This is a genomic window from Vibrio satsumensis (assembly GCF_050337435.1).
Classification (GTDB): domain Bacteria; phylum Pseudomonadota; class Gammaproteobacteria; order Enterobacterales; family Vibrionaceae; genus Vibrio; species Vibrio satsumensis.
Map to the genome: position 1 here is coordinate 36633 of NZ_JAKJSX010000004.1, position 22803 is coordinate 59435.

Sequence of the window (22803 nt, forward strand, 5' to 3'; positions counted from 1 at the left end):
TTATTTCTTTTGTTGCTCTGCTTTTTGTTTTGCGAGTAAGTAAGCTTCTATATGACGCTGAATTGCAACCTTGCCGCCTTTGATAAGACGTCCGTTAAACATGCAATACCACGCGTTAGGCTCACCTGTGTCATTCTTTATCTGATAGCCGTTGAAGTTTTCAGTTTGGCCACCAGTTCCTCTCGACTTATTTAACGTCGTGAACTCTTTCGGGTCAATAATAGATGCGGTGTCAATCCACCAATCAATACTCTTTTTCACGGCAGCTAGGTTGCCCTGAATAACATTGTTCTTTAACTTAGCACGCCAAACCGTGTTAGTGGCATCCGTCGATTGCAGATGGACGCTTCGGTAAATTGAATTAGCCATATCCATTAATCATCTTTTTGTTTTCACTACATTAATCATAAGTATACTTATAATGATATCAAGCATAATATGGTAAAAACACCTGTCGAGGTACGGTAATTTGAGAAAAAATGTCCCTATTCTAACCGACTCTGTGAGAATTAATTCATTTGTTGAAAAATTGAACAGGTGCGCGACAATTGAAATTATAGATGAGTTGACAGGATTTCAATACTCTCGTAATTCACTGTTAGGTATCTACAGTGATTGGAATCGCTATCATGCGTTCTGTACCAAACATCGTATTAACACACTTCCCGCATCTATAACCGCTGTTCGTCGTTTTCTCGAGACGGAGTCTAACGATAGAAAATACGCATCTCTAAAACGTTACACCGCAACGCTTAGTATGCTTCATACTGTGTTGAACTTTGCTAATCCAATCAAGCACAGGCAAGTTCGCTTTACCCTGCTCCACTTACAGTCGCAAATGGCCGGTGACGCGAAGCAAACCAATGCTATGACATCTAAGCATCTCACTGATTTAAATGTGTTACTCTCCGACGACAAAGCAAACTTGAAAGAGATCAGGGATATAGCTATTTATAACGTGATGTTCGAGTGTGCTTTAAAACGCTCAGAACTTAAGGCGTTATCAATGACTGATGTTGAGTACGTTGAAGATCATTACCAAGTCACGGTCAAAGGTTCGGCTTATCAGTTGTCACAAATAGCCAGTGTTGCACTTCAACGTTGGCTTTCGTTTACTGGTACACAAGATGAGTTGCCAGTATTTCGTGCGATAGACAAGCATGAGAATATTGGTTTGCAGCCTTTAGATGATTCGTCCATTTACCGGATATTGAGACGAGCTAGCGACTTACTTCAACTGCCGGAAAACCACTATTTCTCTGGAAATTCGATTCGTGTTGGTGCTGCACAAGAGTTGTCGAAACAAGGTCTTAAGGTTAGAGAGATTCAGGACTTTGGCCGCTGGCTTAGCCCCGCAATGCCAGCCCAATATGTTGGCTTTTCGGGTACTGCTGAAAGTGAGAAGATGAAGTTTAAGGCGCTAACCCCTTGGCAATAAACGGTTCGTAGATTATTTGGATATTGTTACTTGGATATAAGTAGCGGCTAAAACGATCGATTTTTAAAAACGGCCAGCTTTAAACCCAACAAGTGCTTTGGCAGAAAACTCAATGCACTTGTTGGGTTTAGCTCTAAGTGAACGAAAACGAGTTAGAAGACCTAAGAAAGACTTGTTCTCACGCAGTTCTCCAAGAACTGGCTGAATTTGTGACCGGCATGCTCAACCATTTTAGGGAACATGGAGATTGGCGTCATACCTGGGAACGTATTTACTTCGTTCAGGTAGATTTCGTTGTCTTGCGTTAGGAAGAAATCAATACGAGACAAGTGACGAAGCTTCATCTGAGTGAAGACTTTGCGTGCGCTGTCTGCAATCAATTCACGCTGTTCATCTGTTAAGTTACTTGCTTCAACTTCGGTAATGGAGTGGCTGTCTGCACTGTACTTCTCTTCGTAAGAGTAAAATGCGCCATTAGGTGCAATCACTTCCCCCGGCTTGCTAATATGTAGCTCGCCATCGATTTCATAAGCAGCAACTTCTAGCTCTCTAGGCACCACTGATTTCTCAACCAATACTTGGTCCGAAAAAGTGAACGCCTTGTTGATCGCTTCGCTTAAATCTTCTACTTGGTTAACTTGGTAACAACCTACGGAAGAGCCTTGACGGGCAGCTTTCACGAACACTTTACCCCAATTTTCAAAGGCTTGAGTCGCTTGTGAGTGAGCTTGTTCATCGTTTTCTGATAAGAATAGATAAGGCGTGTTTGGAATGCCAAGCGCGTCGTACCAAAGCTTTGAAGTGATTTTATTGAAGCTGTTGTTACTTGCTTCTGAACCACAGCCTAGATACGGAATTTTAGCCATTTCAAACAGAGATTGAATGTCACCGGTTTCCCCCGGGAAACCGTGAATACAAGGCACAATGAAATCGACTTTAGATTCTAAATTGTCACCGCGTAAGGTTTGATCGTTAATATCAAGATAAACTAATTCACCTGAATCAAGACACCAGCCCTCGTTTTTAATTTCAACTCTTACAACGTTAAAATCTGCAACGCTATTGAGTTGTTCAAAAAGGTAATTAGCTGAAACTAAAGACACTTCATGCTCTGAAGATCCACCGCCGCAAAGTAGAAGGATGTTTGTGGTGTTCATGGGTAAATTCGGTCCTTGAAACTAGGAGTACTGACTTCAATGATAAACAAAAGTCGAGATAGGTACAGTGTTTTGATTGTTAAAATTGCGTTCGAAAGAGCGAGCGATTAACTATTAAACAAAACAGCGAGTCTTAAAACAAAAGAAGGAGCATTTGCCCCTTCTTTATGAATGAAAACTTAGTTCAACTTGTTAAGCGTTGGGTATTCAGAGTTCTTGATGTCATCAATGCTCTTAACAAACGGCTTCAAGTTTTGGAAAGTGCTCGGCAGCGTTGAGATTGCCTTTTTAGCTTCTAAGCGCGTTGCATAGTCACCATAAAGTACGGTGAACCACTTAGTGCCGTTAACCATTTTGTAGTTTTCCCAAACTGGCTGAGAAGTCGTAGGTAGCATTTTCACGAAAGAATCGACTTTACTTTGGCTGCCAACAGCAACAACTTGAACTGTGTAACCAAAACGCTGGTTCATGTCTTGTTGTTTCTTCGTTGGTCCTGTCACTACTGCAACTGGCTTAGCTTTAGTCGTTTGAGTGACTTTCTGTTCAACAGGTTCAGTTCTGATCACGTTGACAACGTTTTCTTCAACAACGCCTGTTTGCTCAGATTGAGATACAACTGGAGCTTCAACTTTGGCCGTCTTGTACTCTTCTTGATAACTATCTGAAGTGACATTGGTAACGTAGTCGTCAGATACACATGCAGCCAAGAGCAGTGGCAAAGTCACAATTGCAAATTTTTTCATGGAAAGCTCTATATCCTTAATAATAATTACTATAAATCATGCCGATACGTCGGTTTAGAATCAAGTTAACTTTGAGATTATACACCATTAGTGGGTGACCTATTTCACAAACTTTATGCAGTGTCTGCTTATTCATCTTAATTCGGTGAATTTGCCATCAACCCGTTAGTGAAAAGTAAGTTACGATGAACTTACGTGCATTGCTAGGATATGTCTATGAATCATCTTGATCCCCTACTTAAACCCCGCTCAATCGCTGTTGTTGGTGCTTCTCAACGAGAAATGCGTGCAGGATATATCGTCATGAACAATTTGTTGCACGGGGATTTCAAAGGTGCGGTGATGCCGGTTACGCCAAAATATGACTCGGTGGCAGGTGTACTCTCTTACAAAAACATTTTGTCGCTGCCGATCGTTCCTGACCTTGCGATATTGTGTACCAATGCGACTCGTAATGTCGCCATTTTTGAAGAGCTGGCTGAGAAAGGCATCGCTTCTGTCATTGTGCTTTCATCCGACATGCAACAACAAAGTGATAATGGTGAGACGTATGACGCAAGATGCCTGGCGATAGCCAAAAAGAACAACATCCGAGTGCTTGGCTCCAATAGTTTGGGGGTGATTGTCCCTTGGTTAAATTTGAACGCATCATTCTCTCCAGTAACAGCATTACCTGGTAAAATCGCCTTTGTTTCTCAATCTGCTGCTGTGTGTACCACGATTTTAGATTGGGCTAATGACAAAGAGATCGGCTTTTCAGCGTTTATCTCGATAGGCAATGGCAGTGATATCGAATTCTCGGAATTATTGGATTACCTGAGTACCGATTCTCATACTGAAGCGATACTACTTTACGTTGATAGCATTACTGATGCTCGGCGCTTTATTTCTGCGGCGCGTGCAGCATCGCGAAACCGACGCATTCTGGTGTTAAAAGGCGGTCGCACGGCGAAAGGCAGAGCGGCGGCCATGGCCCATACTGGCGGTGCTGACACTTTAGACATTATCTATGACTCTGCGATCCGACGTAGTGGCATGCTACGAGTTAAGAACTTACATGAACTGTTTGCTGCGGTAGAAACACTGACTCATTCAGTGCCCTTGCGTGGTGAGCGTTTGGCTATTGTTACCAATGGGGGCGGCCCTGCAATTATGGCAGTGGACACCCTATTTGAGCGTGGTGGTAAACTCGCAGAGTTATCTGAAGAGACACTCGACCAATTGAACAAGGTGTTGCCATCGAGTTGGTCTCATAGCAATCCTATCGATATTGTTGGTGATGCTGGTGATCAGCGTTATATCGATACCATAAACATCTTACTCGATGGCGATGAAGCGGATGCGATTCTTATCATGCATAGCCCTTCAGCAATTGCACATTCCGCTAGAACGGCTGAACGAATTATTGAAGCGATTAAGAAGCACCCTCGCCACAAGCGCTTTAACATCCTGACGAATTGGTCTGGTGAGTTAACAGCTAGGCCAGCGAGAAAGCTGTTTACCGAAGCGGGTTTCCCGACCTATCGAACGCCTGAAAGCTCAGTGGTCGCATTCATGCACTTGGTCGAGTACAGACGTAACCAACGTCAGTTAATGGAAACGCCGACCACGGCAGAAAAAGTGCACATTGAAGACTTGGCAGATGCAAAAAATTGGATAGAGCGCCAACTACTGGATAAAGATACAGTTAGTCTTGACACTCACCAAAATAGCCAGTTTTTCAAGAGTTTTAACCTCGATGTGCTACCCACATGGATCGCTTCCGACCCAAGTGAAGCGGTACATATAGCTGAAACAATTGGTTATCCGGTTGCCGTAAAACTTCGTTCTCCAGACATTGCGCATAAGTCGGACGTTCAAGGCGTGATGCTGAATTTACGAAACAGTAGTGAAGTCGCGAATGCCGCTCAGGCAATTCTCGATCGATCTCAATTGTCGTTCCCTACCGCGCATATCCATGGGCTGTTGATTCAAGGAATGGCCAAGCTTGCAGGCGGCCAAGAACTGCGAGTTAAGGTTACAACGGACGAAACCTTTGGCCCTATCATTTTACTTGGCCAAGGTGGCTCTGAGTGGGACGAATCAATTGATGCCGCGGCTGCTTTCCCACCGCTTAACATGACACTGGCGCGTTACTTGATCATTAGGGCGATAAAAAGTGGCAAGATTCGCCTGCAAAAATTGCCTAACCCCATTGATATAGAAGGTTTGTCTGAGCTGTTGGTCCGTATCTCTCAAATGGTGGTGGATTGCCCAGAGATACACGATTTGGATATACACCCAGTACTCGCTAATGGAGACAAATTTACGATATTGGATGCCGATATTATATTGAAAGCCTACGAAGGTGATCCACAAGAAAGACTGGCGATTCGCCCTTACCCTGTAGAGCTTGAAGAACGCATCCAGTTAAAAGATGGGACAGAAGTGTTGCTGCGCCCTATTCTTCCTGAAGATGAACCACTTCATGCCGACTTCATTAATCGTGTCTCTAAAGAGGATCTCTACAAGCGTTTCTTTAGTGATGTGGGCGAGTTTAATCATGAAGCATTAGCTAATTTTACTCAGATTGATTTCGATAGAGAGATTGCGTTTGTAGTGGTACGTGAGGAACAAGGCGTTCCAGCGATTATTGGTGTGTCTCGTGCGCTGATTAACCCAGAGAATACGGACGCTGAATTCGCGATATTGATTCGGTCTGATCTTAAAGGTGTTGGTTTAGGTCGAATTCTTATGACTAAGGTTATCGATTACTGTCGTGCGAAGCAGACAAAACAGATGTCCGGTATGACAATGCCAACCAATAGAGGCATGCTAACACTAGCCCAGAAGCTCGGCTTCGAGCTAGATATCAGTTTTGAAGATGGTACTGCAGATATGGTGTTACCGTTACTTTAACGCCCATGTTTTTTTAAGATGTTGGATACACCAAGACTTGGCGTCGCCCATTTTGTTGCGTCGCCAAGCCATCACAATATCGATAGGTTGCGGTTCTGTTCCCGAAATCTGCTGTAGAACGCCAGATTCGATCAATGGTTTCGCTATAACACTCGGTAATGTACCAATCCCTAATCCCGTCGTTAGAGCTTCTACTTTTGCAGGGAAGCTTGTTACGGTTAAACGAGGTTGTTTCTCTAGAATGTTGCGACTTAACGCTGGTTGATCGCGTGCAGTGTCTGCAATTGCAATAACCCTGTAACTTTCCCTTGCCTTTTGGTCGAACTCGCCAGAGCGCTTATGAACGTAGTGGCTTGATGCCGCGACCCATACCATTTCCATCTTACCAATGGTGTCACTTTTCATATCGTTTGGAATCGTGTCGAGCTTGGGACATACCAACAAATCGGCTCGGCCATCTGTCAGGGATTCCCAACATCCGGCTAAGATCTCTTCTTGTAAGCGAACACGTGTTTTGCTGATTTTCCCGAGTTCGTCGACCAACGGGAAGAAATTGGCAATAGGAATGATGCCATCAAAGGCAATGGTTAAATCGAGCTCCCAGCCATTAGCAAGAATATTCGCATCGTTAACGAGTTGTTCAGTGGCACCAAGAATGATTCTACCTTGCTCTAATATTAACTGCCCCGCTTCCGTGAAATTTGCACGGTGGCCTGAGCGATCAAAAATCATGATATCTAAGTCTTGTTCTAACTTCTGGATTTGATAACTCAATGAAGAAGGCGCTCGGTCCAGTTCATTCGCTGCAGCTGCGAAACTCCCACGACGATCAATGGCATCTAATATGTGTAATGCTTCAAGTGTTATTGGACTATGCATAGCTTTCCTACTTTATAAATGAGATCTGAATCACAAAAACAGAAGCATTCATGCTGCGAATGGAACTGTAAAAGTCTTTTTAATACAGGTGTTTAAGAGTATTAATTATGAATTAGTTGATAAGATTGAAAATTATTTAAATGCAAATAATAGTAATTATCATTTAGATCCAATATTATCTTTCGCAAATCAAGATAAGACTATGGAACTAAGGTAACTATCAGATGTATAAGCAATCCCTACTCTCTGCTTCAATCGTTTTAGCGCTTTCATCAACATCAGCCTTTGCTGACGATTATGCCCTATTTGATGAGGTTGTTGTATCTTCTACTCGTACTAATCAAACACTTATCAATACAGCAGCTTCTGTTACTGTCATCTCGGATAAGCAAATTGAAGAGAATATGGCGAAAGATGTGAATGAAATCTTCGAATACACTCCGGGTGTAACGATGAATTCAAGCTCTCGCCAAGGCGCACAGACTATCAACATTCGTGGCATGGAAGGTAAACGCGTTAAGATTTTGGTCGATGGCTCTTCTCAGCCAGGTTCATTTGATGGTGGTCCATACGCATTTATCAATTCTAGCGGTATTTCAATTGATCCCGACATGCTTAAAAGTGTCGAAATTATCAAAGGTGCTGCTTCAAGTTTACACGGAAGTGACGCAATTGGTGGTGTTGTTGCCTTTGAAACTAAAGACCCTTCCGATTTCTTGAAAGATGGCGAAGACTTCGGTGGCCAAGCGAAACTGTCTTACTCTTCAGAAGATAATTCTTTTAGTGAGCATGTTGCATTAGCTAATCGATTCGGTGATTTAGAAACATTGGTTGCCTACACTCGTCGTGACGGTGAAGAGCTTCAAAACTTCCGCGACTCTAATAACTTAGAGAATTACGCAGTAGAAGATCAAGATACATCAGCCGATAACCTATTGGTAAAATTGCAATATCAATTGAATGAAAGCCATCGTATTGAGTTTCTAGCTGAGCTAATCAAAGACACTTCAGACTCTGACATTTATCACTCAAGCTACGATAGCTACACGGGTGCAGATGATACAGAGCAAAATCGATTTGCGATTAAACACATTTGGTTCGCTGATGGCGCAATTGCCGATACCGTGACCAGCAAAGTGTCGTACATTTCTAAAGAAGAGAATGGTGTGACGAAGCGCTTTAAACCTGCAGGTCCTGGTTTCCCCCCTTATGTCCCTGCTAACAATGACAATCTTCAAACAAAAGACTATGAATACACCGAAGATAAGCTAGAGATAGAAACACAGCTTGATAAAGAGATTAATAACCATTACCTAGTTTATGGTGCTACTTATACACATAGTGACATCAGCAATACAAATATGGAATACAACTCTGATCCTGCGACTGATGACAAGCTTTATGTATACACTCCTGATGCTAAAGAACAAAAGTTTGGTCTATTTGTACAAGACGAAATTAGTTTATTGAATGACAAGCTCATTGTTACCCCAGGAGTACGCTTTGATTACTTCTCAACAGATCCAGGAAAAAATACAGCTGAATCACTAACTGATTTCTCAGATTCTGCAGTAACAGGGCGTTTAGGTACGACTTACAAACTCACAGATACAGGTACTGTGTTTGGGCAAATTAGCCAAGGCTTTAGAGCTCCTTCATTTGATGAACTGTACTATACATATGACAACCCTGGTCATGGTTACGTAAACGATCCGAACCCAGATTTGAAATCAGAAACAAGTATTTCATACGAGTTAGGGTACCGTCACAATACTCAGGCTTCTTCATCTGAAATTGCCGCTTACTACAGTGACTACGATGATTTCATTGAAACTGTGGTAACGAAGAAAGTTGGTGGTACGACACACTACTCTAATGTTAACTTAGAATCTGCAACGATTAAGGGCATTGAGTTCTCTAACACGTTACTTTGGGATGTTTTAGTGGGAGCGCCTGAAGGCATCTCAACTCATTTCGTGGCGTCTTACACTGAAGGTGAAGACGGTAACGGAAATGCACTAAACAGTGTGAACCCTTGGAATGCTGTATTAGGTCTTAACTATGATGCGCCAAGCCAAAACTGGGGTACTAGCCTTAAATTAAACTATACGGCTGATAAATCTGGTTCAGACATCAACTTTGATGATGAAAATGGCGGTAACGCTGGTCAAGCAGAGCTTCCAAGTGCAACCGTTGTTGATTTAACGGCTTACTACAAGCCTATCAAAGACTTAACGATTCGTGGCGGTGTGTTCAACCTAACAAACGAAGAATACTACCGTTGGAATGATGTTCGCGGAGATGATGAGCTTTACAAAGAAAACTCTCAAGCGGAAAGAAACTATGGTATTTCAGCTAAATACGAATTCTAATTCGTTAAAAAGCTGAACTGCAGATACTAAAAAGCCAGCTAAATGCTGGCTTTTATTATTTCACTAAAAATTGTATCAAAAAGGGGTAAGTGAAATTACTTCTCTGCCATTTCTTTCTTAACCATTACTGCAGCAGCAATGATAAAAGTGATGATTAGGCCTAGTTCCATGATTAACTCCAAAGAAAATTAACATTAAACATATAATTCGCAAGCATGATAACAACAACCGATACAGAATGATACTTTTTAACCGCTAATTCAGTTTTTATTCGATTTAGATCAAAAAAGATGCTCTAAAGCATCTTTTTGTACATTAACCATTCACGAAACAACTCGGTTAGCCAGGAAAACCATCAGGGTTGGTTGACTGCCAGCGCCATGTATCCTCGGTCATTTCAGTCAGTGTGCGTGTCGCATTCCAACCGAGTTCTTTTTGAGCTTTGGCTGGGTCTGCCCAACATTCAGCAATGTCACCCGGACGACGATCAACAAGTTGGTAAGGGATATCTTTGCCGCTCGCTTTTTCAAATGCTTTAACCATATCTAATACACTTGAACCGTTACCTGTACCAAGGTTGTAGATATGAAGACCGTCTTTACGCCCTACTTTCTCGAGCGCTGCAATGTGGCCGTCAGATAGATCCATTACATGGATGTAATCACGAACACCGGTCCCATCTTTTGTTGGGTAATCACTACCAAAGACAGATAGGAATTCACGTCGGCCCACTGCTACTTGAGATACAAATGGCATTAAGTTATTTGGGATACCTTGCGGGTCTTCACCTAGCTCACCACTTGGATGTGAACCTACAGGGTTAAAGTAACGCAGCAGTGTAATGCTCCAATTCGGATTGGCTTTTTGGAAATCGGTTAAACACTCTTCAACCATTAGCTTACTTCGACCGTAAGGGTTCGTCGCACTAGTTGGAAAATCTTCTGTGATAGGCACACTCGCAGGATCGCCGTACACCGTTGCTGAAGAACTGAATACTAAAGTTTTAACACCAGCGTCACGCATTGCATCAACAAGAACTAACGTGCCATTTACGTTATTGTCGTAGTATTCAAGAGGCTTTGCCACTGACTCACCGACTGCTTTAAGGCCTGCAAAATGGATAACCGCTTCGATGTTATGTTTCTTCATGGTTTCAGTTAAAAGCGCTTTATCACGAACGTCGCCTTCAATGAAGCTAGGGCGAACGCCAGATACCTTTTCGATACGCTCTAGAACGCTTGGTTTACTGTTGTACAAGCTATCAAAAAGTACAGGAGTCATACCTGCGTTAATCATCTGGATACTTGTATGGCTACCAATGTAACCCATGCCACCTGTAACTAGAACATTCATGTTTAGCAGACCTTTTAATTAAAAATACTTAACCTATCACTTATGATACAACAACTTAGGTTGAGGTCACAAATGCCTGAGGCAATTAACCATCATGAGAGAACACAAATTGCCCTTTTCCTTTGCGTTTCGCTTGGTACATCGCCTCATCAGCAATTCTCAGAATCACGTCAATATCGCGCTCAGAGCCATCAACTAAATGGATCCCCAAGCTTGCTCCAACATGAAGTGAGCTCTGTTTATAACTTACTTCTTGTCCAATAAGCTCTAACAATCGTTCAGCTAACTTAACCAACAAGGCTTTGTTTGTCTGTTTAATAATAAGAACGAATTCATCTCCCGACAAACGTGCAACCAAATCACCTGCCCGTACCTGAGATAACAGCCTATTTGATACTTGTTTGAGAATTGCGTCGCCCGCATCGTGTCCATAATTATCGTTAACGTGTTTAAAACCATCAAGATCCAAATAGATCACCGCAAAGAGCTGATTTGAATAATGACTAGAGGTTATGACATCATCCATCACCTTATACAGTTGAGCCCTATTGGCTAATCCTGTTAACGCGTCGTGATGAGCCAAGTGTTCGAGCCTCTCCATCTCTTTGACGTTAGATAAATCCGACAGCGTTAATACCATATCAAACTCATCTTTTTCATTGTCTGATGAAACTCTATTCACTTTGACAAACATTGGAATCAAGGTGCCAGACGCACTCTTCTCCCAGATTTCTCCTTGCCACTGGCCATAATTTTCCAATGAGCTACGAATAGTCGGCATTAATGAAGAGAATTGTTGCCAAGAAAATGCTTCAAATGGTGTTTTGTCCACCAGCAGATCGGCGTGATAACCGAGAAGTTGAGTCACAGCTGGGTTAACCATAGTAATTACGTTAGACGAATTTAATACTATAAGCCCGTCTTTACTGTTCTCGAAAACACCTGCCGCAATACGTTGGCGGCTCATTGCTATCTCTATTTCAGTTACATCTTGTATTGCATAAAGTATACGGCCCTGTTTTGACAGCGAACGACTACTCACACGAAGCCAGCGCTTTGATTGAAATAGATCTGTGGTTTCAAGTAGTTCGTCATTGAGCTCAATATTGGCGTCGATGACGTCTTGTAAAAATCCTTTTTGCTTCGTTGTGATCAGCTCTTGGATCAACAAGTTGTCAAGAAACGCTTCTGAGCACTTAAAAATATCACGAGTGGCGACATTCGCATGAACGATTAGCCCTTTGTCGTCCACGACTAACAACGAGTGCTGAACGGTTTCAACCACTTCATTTGCGAATGATTTTTCTTCTTGTAATTTATCTAGCGTAAAATTGATTTGGTTATCGCGATGTTGAAGCCTTTCCAGCATGGTATTGAATGCGCGAACTAGATCCCCTATCTCATCACGGTTGGTTGCGACTAATTTTGGTTGTTCTGATCGGCGCTCAACAAAGGCTTGCATCGCCTCATTGAGGTCAAACATCGGCTCGATAATCAAGCGTTGAACCAATTTGACCAATATTCCCCCTAATATCACCAGAAACAACAGGTAGACGGCTGCAACCTTGAAAATATTCGTTAAGATCGAATTAAACGTCTGTTTTGATATCGTCACTCTCAAGTTCGCGATAACAGCATCATCCAGAGTCACCGGAACAAGCAAAAAGATGAAATGTTCAGAGATGGCAAATTGATGATCCGCGATATCAATTAATTCATCAGCAGTCGGCCTTGGGATCAAGGTATTGCTCACTTGATAGTTAGCAAATAACTGCTCATTAGTGTCATAGAGCTTTACCCTCACAATATCTCTATCTGCAATGAACGCTGATAAAATCTCCTGAGCAGACGACTTATCTTCAAATAAGATTGCTGCTTGTAGGTTATATGCTACCCCTTGCGCCAATACCTTAACTCGCTGGATCAGGCTCTCTTTCTCTCGCTCAAAAGTGACAGTGTAATTAACTGATTGAATAGTGACGAAAGTAACCCCGATAAAGATAATAATCGGCAAGATCAGCTTGTTTTTAATCGATATATTATTAATGAAAGACAGCATTACTGGCCCTCCACTATAGCGATTCGTAACAAATTTGAACCGATGATATATTCACCACGTCTCGCGTTTGTTAAGTTGATTTTAGGTTTGAGCTTGTTATCAATGTGCGTTAACTCAATGATACCTCCCATATCCGTAAAGTTAGGAATATCACTGATCGTGACAGTATGGGGTGAGTGTGCATTGCTACTAAATTCGTTATTATCCAGATCAGATAGATAGGTGATATCACACTTAGGCGCCACCGATTGTTGAACTCGGATATCGAGTGAACGAATAGATTTCCCTTCTGTAATTGACGCTAGTACTTTGCTTACTTTTTTATCGCCAATAACGCAAAAGTTAACAACATTCATTGTGCTTTCGTCATTCCAACGAATAAAGTTCGCAATTCTAAACAGGTACACCGCTTTAACTTCATGCGGTTTGAAGCTAGCCGCCGATGTATTCCAAGGCACAATAAGCATAGTCAAAGCGGCAAGGCTTAATTTAGTGAAGCAGAGCTTAATGCGGTGCTTAAGCCATTTAGAATTCATGAGAGACCCTCACATACACCGACTCTTGATTGACGCTTTTCTGAGATGTGAATTCAGCTTGATAGCCGTCACTCTTACCTATGTTTTCAACAACCACTTCAATTAAAGGCGCTGCGGACGATTTTTTCCATGCGAGACGCGCATCAAAGGTTATTTCATGCGGGTAAGATTGCCATTCATATTGAGTGCCATCACCCGCTACCCAATAGTCTGGGTAATTCACATTAATGTACTGGCCTATCACATCGAATTGCCAACTATCGGTGATATTCCACATCAACTGTGCCGTAGCTAAATGTTCATTATCAATATCGTAATAAACACTCGTTTGAGGGCTAGATTTAGGGTCATCACCTTTATTTTGACCTTCTAGCGTTGTGTAAGCGTAGCTTAGGTAGCTGGTTAGATCTTCAGTTAGGTGATAACTCGCCCCCAACTCTAACCCATAAGTTTTCGCTTTATAGTCGTCAGATAACGCGCCGACATAGACATGATTTGCGGGGATATCGCTAGCGTCATAACTATGGAAGCGAAGGTTGTCATGTTCACTTAAATATATCGTCGCATCGAGCTCGAAGTTTGAATTGTTAGAATAGCGATATCCCATCTCAGCTGTAATGACACTCTCTGTTTCTAGGTTCGAGTTCGATTTATAGACATCGAGGTAACTGTCATTTGAATCGGCATAGTAACTGTTGAAGTAGTATGTGGAGTTTGAATCCATATAAGAAGGCGCAACGACCGCACGACTTAGTCCCGCCCAGACAGAGTGACGTTGATTTAACTTGTATAAACCGCGCAGTTGAGGTGAAAGTTCCGTCGAATCACTCTGTGTAAAGTGTTCTACCTTGGCGCCAACCGTAATAGATAGTGCTTCGGTCAATTGAATTTGAGATTGAACAAAAGCATTCGCAATATAGTCATTTGCTGATTTAATGTTATAAGCTCGACCGTAGTAATCTGGGTTATACCAATCGACGTCAGAAACTTGGCTTGAAGAGAAGTCGAGATACATGTATCGCAATCCACCGCCGAGTGTCATTTGATGGTTTACCGATAACTGGCTGATATAGGTAGAGTCAAAATCGATGGTGGAATAGCTTCCCGGGGCGTCTGGCGCATTGTCCTCATTATACTCTCCCCATAGCGAATACGAGAGTGTCGAATTTTCTTCAAAATGAAGGGAGTCGTTAAATTGGACGTAAAAAGATTGACTCTTGTTATCGAAATCATTGGATTCTGATTCGACAAACGATCCTGAGTTGTCATACTGGAACGTGTACAGCTCAGACTCATAAAAGCTTTTTTCACCGCCTATACGTAATGACCAACTTTCATTGGTATTGCTCGGTTGAAACACCATACCAGCAGTTTGCGCTTTCCATTTTTCAGATTCATTTGTGCGATACGTTGGTTCTTCTCGGTACTTATAAAACGCACGAGCGTTCACATTGTCGTTCAAGCTTAAGCCCTGACGAACGCTAAACTCATAGTTATCCGTATTAGAAGCGACACCAGAGAGATAAGTCCCCTGTGTATCATTAGCAGACTTAGTAATGATATTTACGACGCCGTTGACAGCATTGCCCCCCCAAATTGTACCACCCGGCCCTTTTAGTACTTCGATTCGGTCAATATCAGCGAGTACGTAATCAACGTCGGACCAATAAGTTCCACCATAGACAGGGCTAAATAGGCTCCGCCCATCCATCATCACCAACATTTTGTTATAGAGACCATCATGAAATCCTCTTGTAGAGACAAACCAAGATGTTTCATTGAATTTAGTAACTTTTAAACCCGGTACGAGTTTTAAAACTTCGGCGATACTTTTTGCACCGCTGCGCTGAATTCGCTCGTTTGAAAGTACATACACAGACGAGGGAATATCTGTGAGTTTTTGAGTAACCTTAGATGCTGTTTCCATTTCAACATCTAACATCGATAGCTCTTCAAGGCTCATTGACATGAGTTGATCTAGAGAGTTTTCCTGAGCCATTACACAAGCTGGTGTGGTCAATGCTAATCCTAAGCAAACTGGTCGGGAAATCATACGCTCACCTAATATACAGACAAATATTAATGTTTTTATTGATAATAGACTATATATGAAATGCTGTACTAATAAATTCATAACCGCAAAACTTTGAGTTAGGTCACTGTTTAATTCTGTCATTTATACGAACGTCTTTAGATACAACAACGTAAAGGATTAACACCACGTGACAACGAAGATTCTGCTTAATTGCGACATGGGAGAAAGTTTCGGTAACTGGAAGATGGGCGATGATGAATCTGTCATGGAATGGGTTGATATGGCGAACATTGCTTGTGGTTTTCACGCTTCCGATCCGCACGTTATGTCCAAGACCATTAAACTGGCTCAGCACTATCATACTCAAATTGGTGCTCACCCCGGTTATCAAGATTTAGTTGGTTTTGGACGTCGCTCTATCCCCCATACCATGGATGAAATCAGTGAACTGGTTTGCTATCAAGTCGGTGCACTACAAGCGCTTTGCCGCTATCACCATACCTCTGTTGGCTATGTGAAACCTCATGGTGCCCTTTACAACGATATGATGGCAAATATCGATGTGTTCAACGCTGTTGCCCAAGCGGTCGCTGAGTTTAACATCCCCTTGATGATTCTCTCTTCATCAGACAATCAGCAATACTTGGATATTGCTGACGATCACGACTTGCCACTCTTATTTGAAGCATTTGCCGATCGTGCCTATTTAAATAACGGACAGTTATCACCGCGAACTCAAAAAGGCTCGGTTTACGTCAATCAAGACGACATCTACAACCAAGTCATGCAAATCATTAACTATGGTTCTGTCACGACCATTGAAGGTGAAAGGCTACCCATTGAAGCGGATACCATCTGTGTCCATGGCGATAACCCTCAATCCATCGCATTAATTAGAAAAATCAGACAAGACCTCAATGCTTTTAACTAGCGCGTGTGATGTGTAGGGCGCACGGCTTAATCGCTCGCCTGACCAATAGCTCATAAAATCTAGTTCCTGGACACGGAAGTTAGACACGCCAAGTAATCAAACCAAAGGTAAGCAAACAAACGTATGGAAACGAAATGATGACGAATCAGATTGAATTCAATATAGTGCCAGTCGCAGAATGTAGTATCTTGGTCACCTTGACGCTATCGCCTTCAAATAAACAATCTAGTGCTGAATATGCGCAGTACATGGCTCACTTTTCCGATGCTATTCGCCAAAACTTAGCATCAGTGTTGATGAATGTGACACCGGCTTACCACACCGTTCTGGTGGACTACTTGCCTTATCGAGTTTCAGAACATCAGTTCATTCAACAACTCAATGATTTGTTGAATCACTCTCTATCGTCTTTCTCTAATGTGAGTAACACTCGTAATACTATTGATCTTCCTGCCTATTATTCACCCGAAACGGCGCTCGATTTAGACAGGTATCAAGACAAAGACCTGTCTCTGGACGATATTATTCAATACCACACCTCACACACATACAGCGTCAGTGCGATTGGGTTTACGCCTGGCTTTGCGTTTATGTCTGATGTGGTTAATGAGCTTGCTTTGCCCCGTCATTCCACACCCCGCTTAAATGTACCGAAAGGCAGTATCGCCATCGCGGATACAAAAACGGCTGTGTACCCTTCGGATTCACCGGGTGGCTGGAATATTATTGGCAATTGCCCGCTGCCGTTGTTTGAGCACAGCCAATTGAAGAACGCTGGTAACACGCAAACGCCACTATCACTACTTAATGTCGGTGACACCGTTCGTTTCACCGCGATATCAAAACAAGAATTTATTGAGCTTAGGTTTATGGCGATTAGTGGAGGTGCCGTTAATGGTTAAAACAATAGCTAAACCAACACTGACAGTGATTAAGCCCGGACCGTTGAGTCTAATTCAAGACTTTGGGCGATTTGGTGTTGCTCACCTTGGATTGACACAAGGAGGTCCGGTTGATGATTACTCTTATAGCTGGGCCAATCACTTATTGGGAAACCCAGTAAACCGAGCGGTATTGGAAATTACGCTTGGGCAATGTGCGTTGCGAATCGATTTTGATTGCGAAATGGCATTATGTGGTGGCGATTTACAAGCTAAGCTCGATGGTAAACCACTGTCTAACTGGCGTACTTTTCAAGCTTTCGAAGGGCAAGTTCTTTCATTTGGTTTACCTAAAAATGGTCTAAGGGCGTATTTAGCCGTTAAGGGTGGCTTCGATGTTCCATTAACTCTTCATAGCTGTTCTACAGTGACTCGTGAAAAGATTGGTGGATTAACACAAGATGGAGAGCCATGCCAGCAAGGGCAACAAATAGCTTTTACCCAACACCAACTATCTCGCCCATTTAAAGCACTGAGTGTCACCTTCCGATACACACCTAATTACAACCTACCCGTGAACCTACGAGTTATTGAAGGTTATCAAAGCGAGCTATTCTCGAAGTCAGCAAAAGAGACTTTGTATAACGCACAGTATCACGTTGATCAAAACTCTAATCGGATGGGCTATCGACTTAGTGGCGACCCAGTCGCCTCGCCTGAGATTTCGCTTTTGTCAGAGGGTATCGCCTTGGGCTCTATTCAAATCCCCCAAGATGGGCAGCCTATCGTGTTGCTAAATGATAGGCAGACCATTGGTGGTTACCCGAAGATTGGTTGCGTCGCGAGAATCGACTTACCACGCTTAGCACAAGCCAAACCTGGACATGAAATATCGTTTAGTAAAGGCGACAGGCTGGGCTTACAAGATGTATGGTGTCAGTGGGCGCAATTTTTCGGTTATTGATGCGCACCTTCAGATAAATGCCACTCGATCAAGACGTATAAACTAAAAGTCCAGCTTACTGTTGGCAGCAAGCTGGACTGTGCTTTTGGCAAGACAATCGCGATTTAAGCGCTAGGCGAATTAGCGTAATTTTAACCGTGTTCTTGCCCTGATACCTTAGCAAGAGCATTTGGGTATCCGCGCTCTTGAGTTAAACCTATCGCTCTATTTTCAATATCACCCAACTTAAGTGACAGCGTCACTGGGTGGGTCTCTTCAATCGAAACAGCCTCCGCAATATCAAACCATTGCTCAGCAACTTTTTGCGCCGCCTCTAACGTTGAAGACGCTTTTACTACTTCAAGTCGAGCATAGCGATCACCACAGAATGAAACGTCTGAAGCTCGTAAGCTAGGATCGGTTCCCGGAATCTGTTGAGCACCGAACAACGGCTTGCCGCCCACCTGTGCAGAGAGAAAACTTGGAATGAACTGAGACATATGCTTTATTGCAGCACGAGTTCTTAATTCAAGCTGCTCTTCACTCCAACCCGATACGATTTTCTTAAGAAGCTTCGAAGGTAACTGTGGCTGTGACGAATCTGTTGATGAAGAAACAAGACCACCCTCAAACAGAGTAATCCCTTCTGTCATACCGTGAAGTTGGAACACACCATCAGCATACGGCGTTAATTGGGCCATGCCTTGCGGTGTGCCTCTAGGACCATGGAAGATAACCTCTGGCCACTCTTCCTTACATTGTTGTGAATATGGCCACTCTGTAACGTATGCAGCTTTAAACTCAACAAGTCTTTGCTGCTTAGAGCCAACAAAGTCGTCCACGATACCCGTTTCAAATCCACTCGCATTGATCAAGTAATCGGTCGTTAGTTGGCAGCTTTGGTTTTCGGCGTCTGTATAAGTCAAAACCCAAGCTTGGCCTGTCGACTCAACAGATTGTAATCGGCTGTTGGTTAACACAGTACAGTTTGCTTGTTGCCCCAAAGAGAGTTGAGCGGTTGCAGATAAGCGGAATACGCTCCAACCATACTCTTGAACCATAGCAACAGGATACTTAAGGGTTTCTAAATCGGTATGTTTGGCAAAAGGAATACACCAATCATCAAGCGATGTGGGTTTCAGAGGCTGTGTTTTCGCAGAAAGCGCTAATAAATCTTGTTTGCTGTACAGCTTGTAATACTCTTCCGGATCACCAAGCACTTGGTTGCTTTTATCTTGTTTAACAAGCTCGGCATAAGCGTTCTTGATTATCTTAAGGCGAGGAAGTAGATCCAACGGTTCTCCACCATCACTGTGCGGAACCGCGATGATTGTAGGACGAATATTGATCGTATGAGGGAACAAGCGGACGGTATCAATTGACTGCGTGAGTAACTGAAGACACTGCTCTACAGAAATATCTCGATACAAATTGCCGCCAGCGTGCAAGTGGCAAATGGGTGGCCCATTAACCAAACTTGGCCCTTTTTCCAAGATAATGACCTTAAAACCCAGCTCACTAAAATGAATAGCGCTCGTGGTTCCGGCAATACCACCACCAACAATGGCAATAGAAGGTTGATTTGTATCCGTTTTGTTGTGGTTCATCGTGTTCTGTAGAATAAGATTAACTGCCGCTATTCTACTTTTGTTCTGAGATGAATTAAAACACATTTTTATCAAGGTCTTAGATAGGCGGGATTTAATATCTATGTAAAAAACATAAATAACCTCTTGACTCAATAACTCCAGATAGAGTTTTGAAGGTTATTCTAACAGTCAAATTTGTCCTAAGTGACGCCACATAAAGGCTGCCTAAGTACTCTTAAAACATAGAGGTTAACTTATCCCTAAAGTTATCCACCGTTTTTGTGGATAACTGTTGATAACGTTCTTGCTAAGTTGCGCAAACCCTTTGTTTACAGGGACTAACCACTGTTCATTAAATCGGCATTATTGCGCAATTAGTTTTAAAAAATACTAAAAAGTTGGAAAATAAAGGTGAGATATTTGCTAGTTGTGCTACGCGTTGGTCAAATAAAAAACGGTCTAAAGCGACGCCTTATAAATAGTGCATGACTAAATACAAATAATCTCACTTTTAAACCGTTTTAAGCATTTGGTTAGATCACGCTAATGACTAACCAAAATCCTTGTTTACTGGTGCCAATAGACGTTTTATTAAGCTGTTCACCACTGCGGCCAATGTTATAAATGTTAGCACAGGTAGCACCACCCAAAGCATCGGGTGGAGTGAAGGTTCTAGTTCGAAGCCAAAGTTCATTACCCCTGCGACACTGAGCTCAGAACCGAGCGCAGCAATTGAGCCTGCCACTAATGCCATTAAACCGTACTCACACCAAATGGTATTGAGAATGCGTTTCTTACTTGCGCCTAACGTTCGGTATAAACGTATTTCTTGTTGTCTTTGAGATAAGCTCAATCTCAACAAAGTAAAGATAAGCAACAGCCCCGCAACCACACCTAACGCCGCAAGTACCGTTATCGACCAAACAATCTGTTTGAGCAACTCTTGGATCTTGCTGCCCATCTTACGAATATCCATCAAACTCACGGTTGGGTGATTTCGAGAGAGTTCGTTGAGCATTTGATTGTGTCGCTCTTCTAATCTAAAGCTCACTAGCCAAGTAGAAGGAATAGAGCTCAAAACATCTGGCGTAAATATGAAGTAGAAGTTCGGCTTCATTTCTCGCCACTCTACTTTACGGATGCTGTTAACCTTGGCTGATACATTTTGACTGTTGATGGTAAAAGCAAGTTCATCTCCAATTTTCAGACCTAGCTGCTCAGCCACGTCAGATTCAACAGATACGCCCTGCTCCTGCGTCCATTTGCCTTCAAGCACTTCATTGTACTCGGGCAAGCTATCTCCCCATGTGAAGTTGATTTCGCGACTTAGAGCATCAGTTCGCTCTGATGTGTCGCTATACTCAGATGCTTCGACACTATTGATAGTCGTCAATCGTCCACGAATGATTGGGAATGCTTGAGTACGTTCGACTTCATTTTCATCAATGGTTGCAAGGTAACTGTCTTTCTCATAGCTTGCAATGTTAAGTGCAAACGCGTTGGGCGCATTCTCGGGCAAGGTTTGTTGCCAATCTGACAGTAGATCGCTTCTCACCAACCAAATGATCGATAGCAGCATCAAAGATAGCGCTAAAGAACCAAATTGAATCCCTGTTGCTAATGGTGTGCGATTAATTCGGCTTAATGCCAAACGCATAGATGTCGTTGTCGGCAGCTTGCCAACTAAACGCAGAACAAACGTACTGACAATCGCGAGCACTAAGAACAGGCAAGCGATACCCGCTAGAACTATCCATACCAATAGATTGTCGCCATACATCAGCATCATTGGAATAATCGGTACCAGTAACAACAAGTATTTCTTGTAGCTTTCATTGGACTGATGACTTGATTGAATAACGCTGATTGCAGAAGTGTTGACCAAGCCAATTAACGGAATACCAAGAGCAGGAGCACCAATTAAGATGCTTGATAAAATAGCCAAGATAGCAGGTTCAATACCATAGCTAGGAAGTGGCGTTGGTAATAAGTCGCCCAGAGGTATACGAAGCAAAAACTCTAAGCCGATACCGATGGTAATTCCCAGTACTGCACCGATAACCACTAACAGAGATACCTGTACTGACAACCATTTAACGATCCACTGCTTGCTTGCTCCCAAACTCTTAAGCATCGCGATGGTTTTGCGACGACTCGCAACATAATGTTGGCACGTGAGTACCAAAGTGGTCGCAGCCATGATCACAACGATAGCAACCGTTAACGAAAGATATTGAGTTGTGCTTTCGAACATGTCGTTGGTACGACTGGCTGAATCTTGAGTACGCCAGCGATCGCTTGGTGTTAATTCTATACTCTCTTGCGCGGCTTTCAGTTTTGTATCATCACCGTTTAGAAACAGCCTAAAACTAACACGACTGCCCGGTTGAATCGCTCCAGTGGCCTCGATATCGCTGGTATGAATTAGCACAGCAGGCATTTGTTGGAATGGGTTAAAGCTCAAGCCTGGTTCTTGTTTGATTCGCCCAGTTATCGTTAAATCGGCATCGCCAATAGTGACATTGTCACCAATATCAACCTCTAACTGTGCGAATATTCGCTCGTCTAACCAAAGTTCACCCGGCTTAACATGGTTACTGGATGCTTTATCTGCACCCTCTAAGATCATCTCACCGCGTAAAGGGTAATTACTTTCAACCGCTTTCACCGTCACTAACTGCATCGAGTTGTCACTGAATGCCATGGTTGAAAAACGAGTCAACTGAGAGCTTTCAAATTGCTCAACTTTAGTGAGGTCTAATAAGGATTGCGGGATTGGGTTTGCTGAGATAAACACGCTATCGGCAGTAAGCGCATCTTTGCCTTGTTTAACAATCACCTGCTCCATACGTTCGGCCAACGCCGATAATGCAAATACACAAGCAATAATAAGCGTTAAAGCGATTGAAACTGGCCACAACTGACCGTGTCGAATCTCTTCGATACTCCATGAGAACAGGCGTTTGTTCAGTCCGTTTGATGAATTCAA

At 42.8% G+C, this 22803-nt stretch carries 16 protein-coding genes; 6 read left to right on the forward strand and 10 right to left on the reverse strand.

Annotation, left to right across the window (positions count from 1 at the left end; genetic code table 11):
- The gene (locus L4C44_RS03325; RefSeq protein ID WP_060981728.1) at positions 1-369 is read right to left on the reverse strand and encodes a DUF3319 domain-containing protein; all 369 of its coding nucleotides are present in this window, start codon (positions 367-369) and stop codon (positions 1-3) included.
- Positions 370-469: 100 nt separating this feature from the next.
- Here L4C44_RS03325 and L4C44_RS03330 point away from each other — a divergent pair, with 100 nt between their 5' ends.
- Positions 470-1438, forward strand: coding sequence for a tyrosine-type recombinase/integrase (locus tag L4C44_RS03330; RefSeq protein ID WP_146491580.1), 969 nt, complete (start codon positions 470-472; stop codon positions 1436-1438).
- A gap of 161 nt (positions 1439-1599) precedes the next feature.
- On the opposite strand, the gene L4C44_RS03335 is transcribed toward L4C44_RS03330, so the two are convergent.
- Entirely contained in the window at positions 1600-2595 is a 996-nt protein-coding gene (locus tag L4C44_RS03335) for a D-alanine--D-alanine ligase (protein WP_146491581.1), read from the reverse strand.
- Between the two features lie 179 nt (positions 2596-2774).
- A complete protein-coding gene (locus L4C44_RS03340) occupies positions 2775-3338 on the reverse strand; it encodes an SPOR domain-containing protein (protein WP_060981319.1) in 564 nt (187 codons plus the stop codon).
- 216 nt (positions 3339-3554) lie between these two features.
- On the opposite strand from L4C44_RS03340, the gene L4C44_RS03345 reads away from it, so the two are divergent.
- Positions 3555-6236 (forward strand): bifunctional acetate--CoA ligase family protein/GNAT family N-acetyltransferase, encoded by a 2682-nt coding sequence (locus tag L4C44_RS03345; protein ID WP_285954488.1) that lies wholly within the window; start codon positions 3555-3557, stop codon positions 6234-6236.
- Here L4C44_RS03345 and L4C44_RS03350 read toward each other — a convergent pair.
- Positions 6228-7115: a LysR family transcriptional regulator gene (locus tag L4C44_RS03350; protein ID WP_146491583.1), complete on the reverse strand. Its 888-nt coding sequence runs from the start codon at positions 7113-7115 to the stop codon at positions 6228-6230. The two genes, L4C44_RS03345 and L4C44_RS03350, sit on opposite strands and share 9 nt — an antisense overlap.
- Positions 7116-7339: 224 nt before the next feature.
- On the opposite strand from L4C44_RS03350, the gene L4C44_RS03355 reads away from it, so the two are divergent.
- Entirely contained in the window at positions 7340-9487 is a 2148-nt protein-coding gene (locus L4C44_RS03355) for a TonB-dependent hemoglobin/transferrin/lactoferrin family receptor (protein ID WP_146491584.1), read from the forward strand.
- 339 nt (positions 9488-9826) lie between these two features.
- On the opposite strand, the gene galE is transcribed toward L4C44_RS03355, so the two are convergent.
- The 4 genes from galE to L4C44_RS03375 all read right to left on the reverse strand — a co-directional run bounded on the left by galE (position 9827) and on the right by L4C44_RS03375 (position 15488).
- Positions 9827-10840, reverse strand: a complete 1014-nt coding sequence (gene galE / locus L4C44_RS03360; RefSeq protein WP_428804369.1) for a UDP-glucose 4-epimerase GalE — start codon at positions 10838-10840, stop codon at positions 9827-9829.
- Between the two features lie 85 nt (positions 10841-10925).
- The gene (locus tag L4C44_RS03365) at positions 10926-12899 is read right to left on the reverse strand and encodes a sensor domain-containing diguanylate cyclase (protein WP_428804370.1); all 1974 of its coding nucleotides are present in this window, start codon (positions 12897-12899) and stop codon (positions 10926-10928) included.
- The gene (locus tag L4C44_RS03370) at positions 12899-13435 is read right to left on the reverse strand and encodes a YfiR family protein (protein WP_146491586.1); all 537 of its coding nucleotides are present in this window, start codon (positions 13433-13435) and stop codon (positions 12899-12901) included. Before L4C44_RS03370 ends, L4C44_RS03365 begins: the two co-directional genes overlap by 1 nt.
- A complete protein-coding gene (locus L4C44_RS03375; protein WP_428804371.1) occupies positions 13425-15488 on the reverse strand; it encodes a TonB-dependent receptor plug domain-containing protein in 2064 nt (687 codons plus the stop codon). The genes L4C44_RS03370 and L4C44_RS03375 overlap by 11 nt, the downstream gene beginning before the upstream one ends.
- Before the next feature lie 169 nt (positions 15489-15657).
- Between L4C44_RS03375 and L4C44_RS03380 the strand changes: the two genes are divergently transcribed.
- From L4C44_RS03380 to L4C44_RS03390, 3 genes are all read left to right on the forward strand, one after another.
- The gene (locus tag L4C44_RS03380; protein ID WP_017095551.1) at positions 15658-16401 is read left to right on the forward strand and encodes a 5-oxoprolinase subunit PxpA; all 744 of its coding nucleotides are present in this window, start codon (positions 15658-15660) and stop codon (positions 16399-16401) included.
- Positions 16402-16535: 134 nt separating this feature from the next.
- On the forward strand, positions 16536-17303 hold the full coding sequence (locus L4C44_RS03385; protein WP_428804372.1) for a 5-oxoprolinase subunit B family protein: 768 nt from the start codon (positions 16536-16538) through the stop codon (positions 17301-17303).
- Positions 17296-18246: a 5-oxoprolinase subunit C family protein gene (locus L4C44_RS03390; protein ID WP_285954496.1), complete on the forward strand. Its 951-nt coding sequence runs from the start codon at positions 17296-17298 to the stop codon at positions 18244-18246. The genes L4C44_RS03385 and L4C44_RS03390 overlap by 8 nt, the downstream gene beginning before the upstream one ends.
- A gap of 131 nt (positions 18247-18377) precedes the next feature.
- Here L4C44_RS03390 and L4C44_RS03395 read toward each other — a convergent pair whose 3' ends face one another.
- Complete coding sequence (locus L4C44_RS03395) at positions 18378-19832, reverse strand: FAD-dependent oxidoreductase (protein WP_428804373.1); 1455 nt, start codon at positions 19830-19832, stop codon at positions 18378-18380.
- A gap of 532 nt (positions 19833-20364) precedes the next feature.
- The gene (locus L4C44_RS03400) at positions 20365-22803 is read right to left on the reverse strand and encodes an ABC transporter permease (RefSeq protein ID WP_428804374.1); all 2439 of its coding nucleotides are present in this window, start codon (positions 22801-22803) and stop codon (positions 20365-20367) included.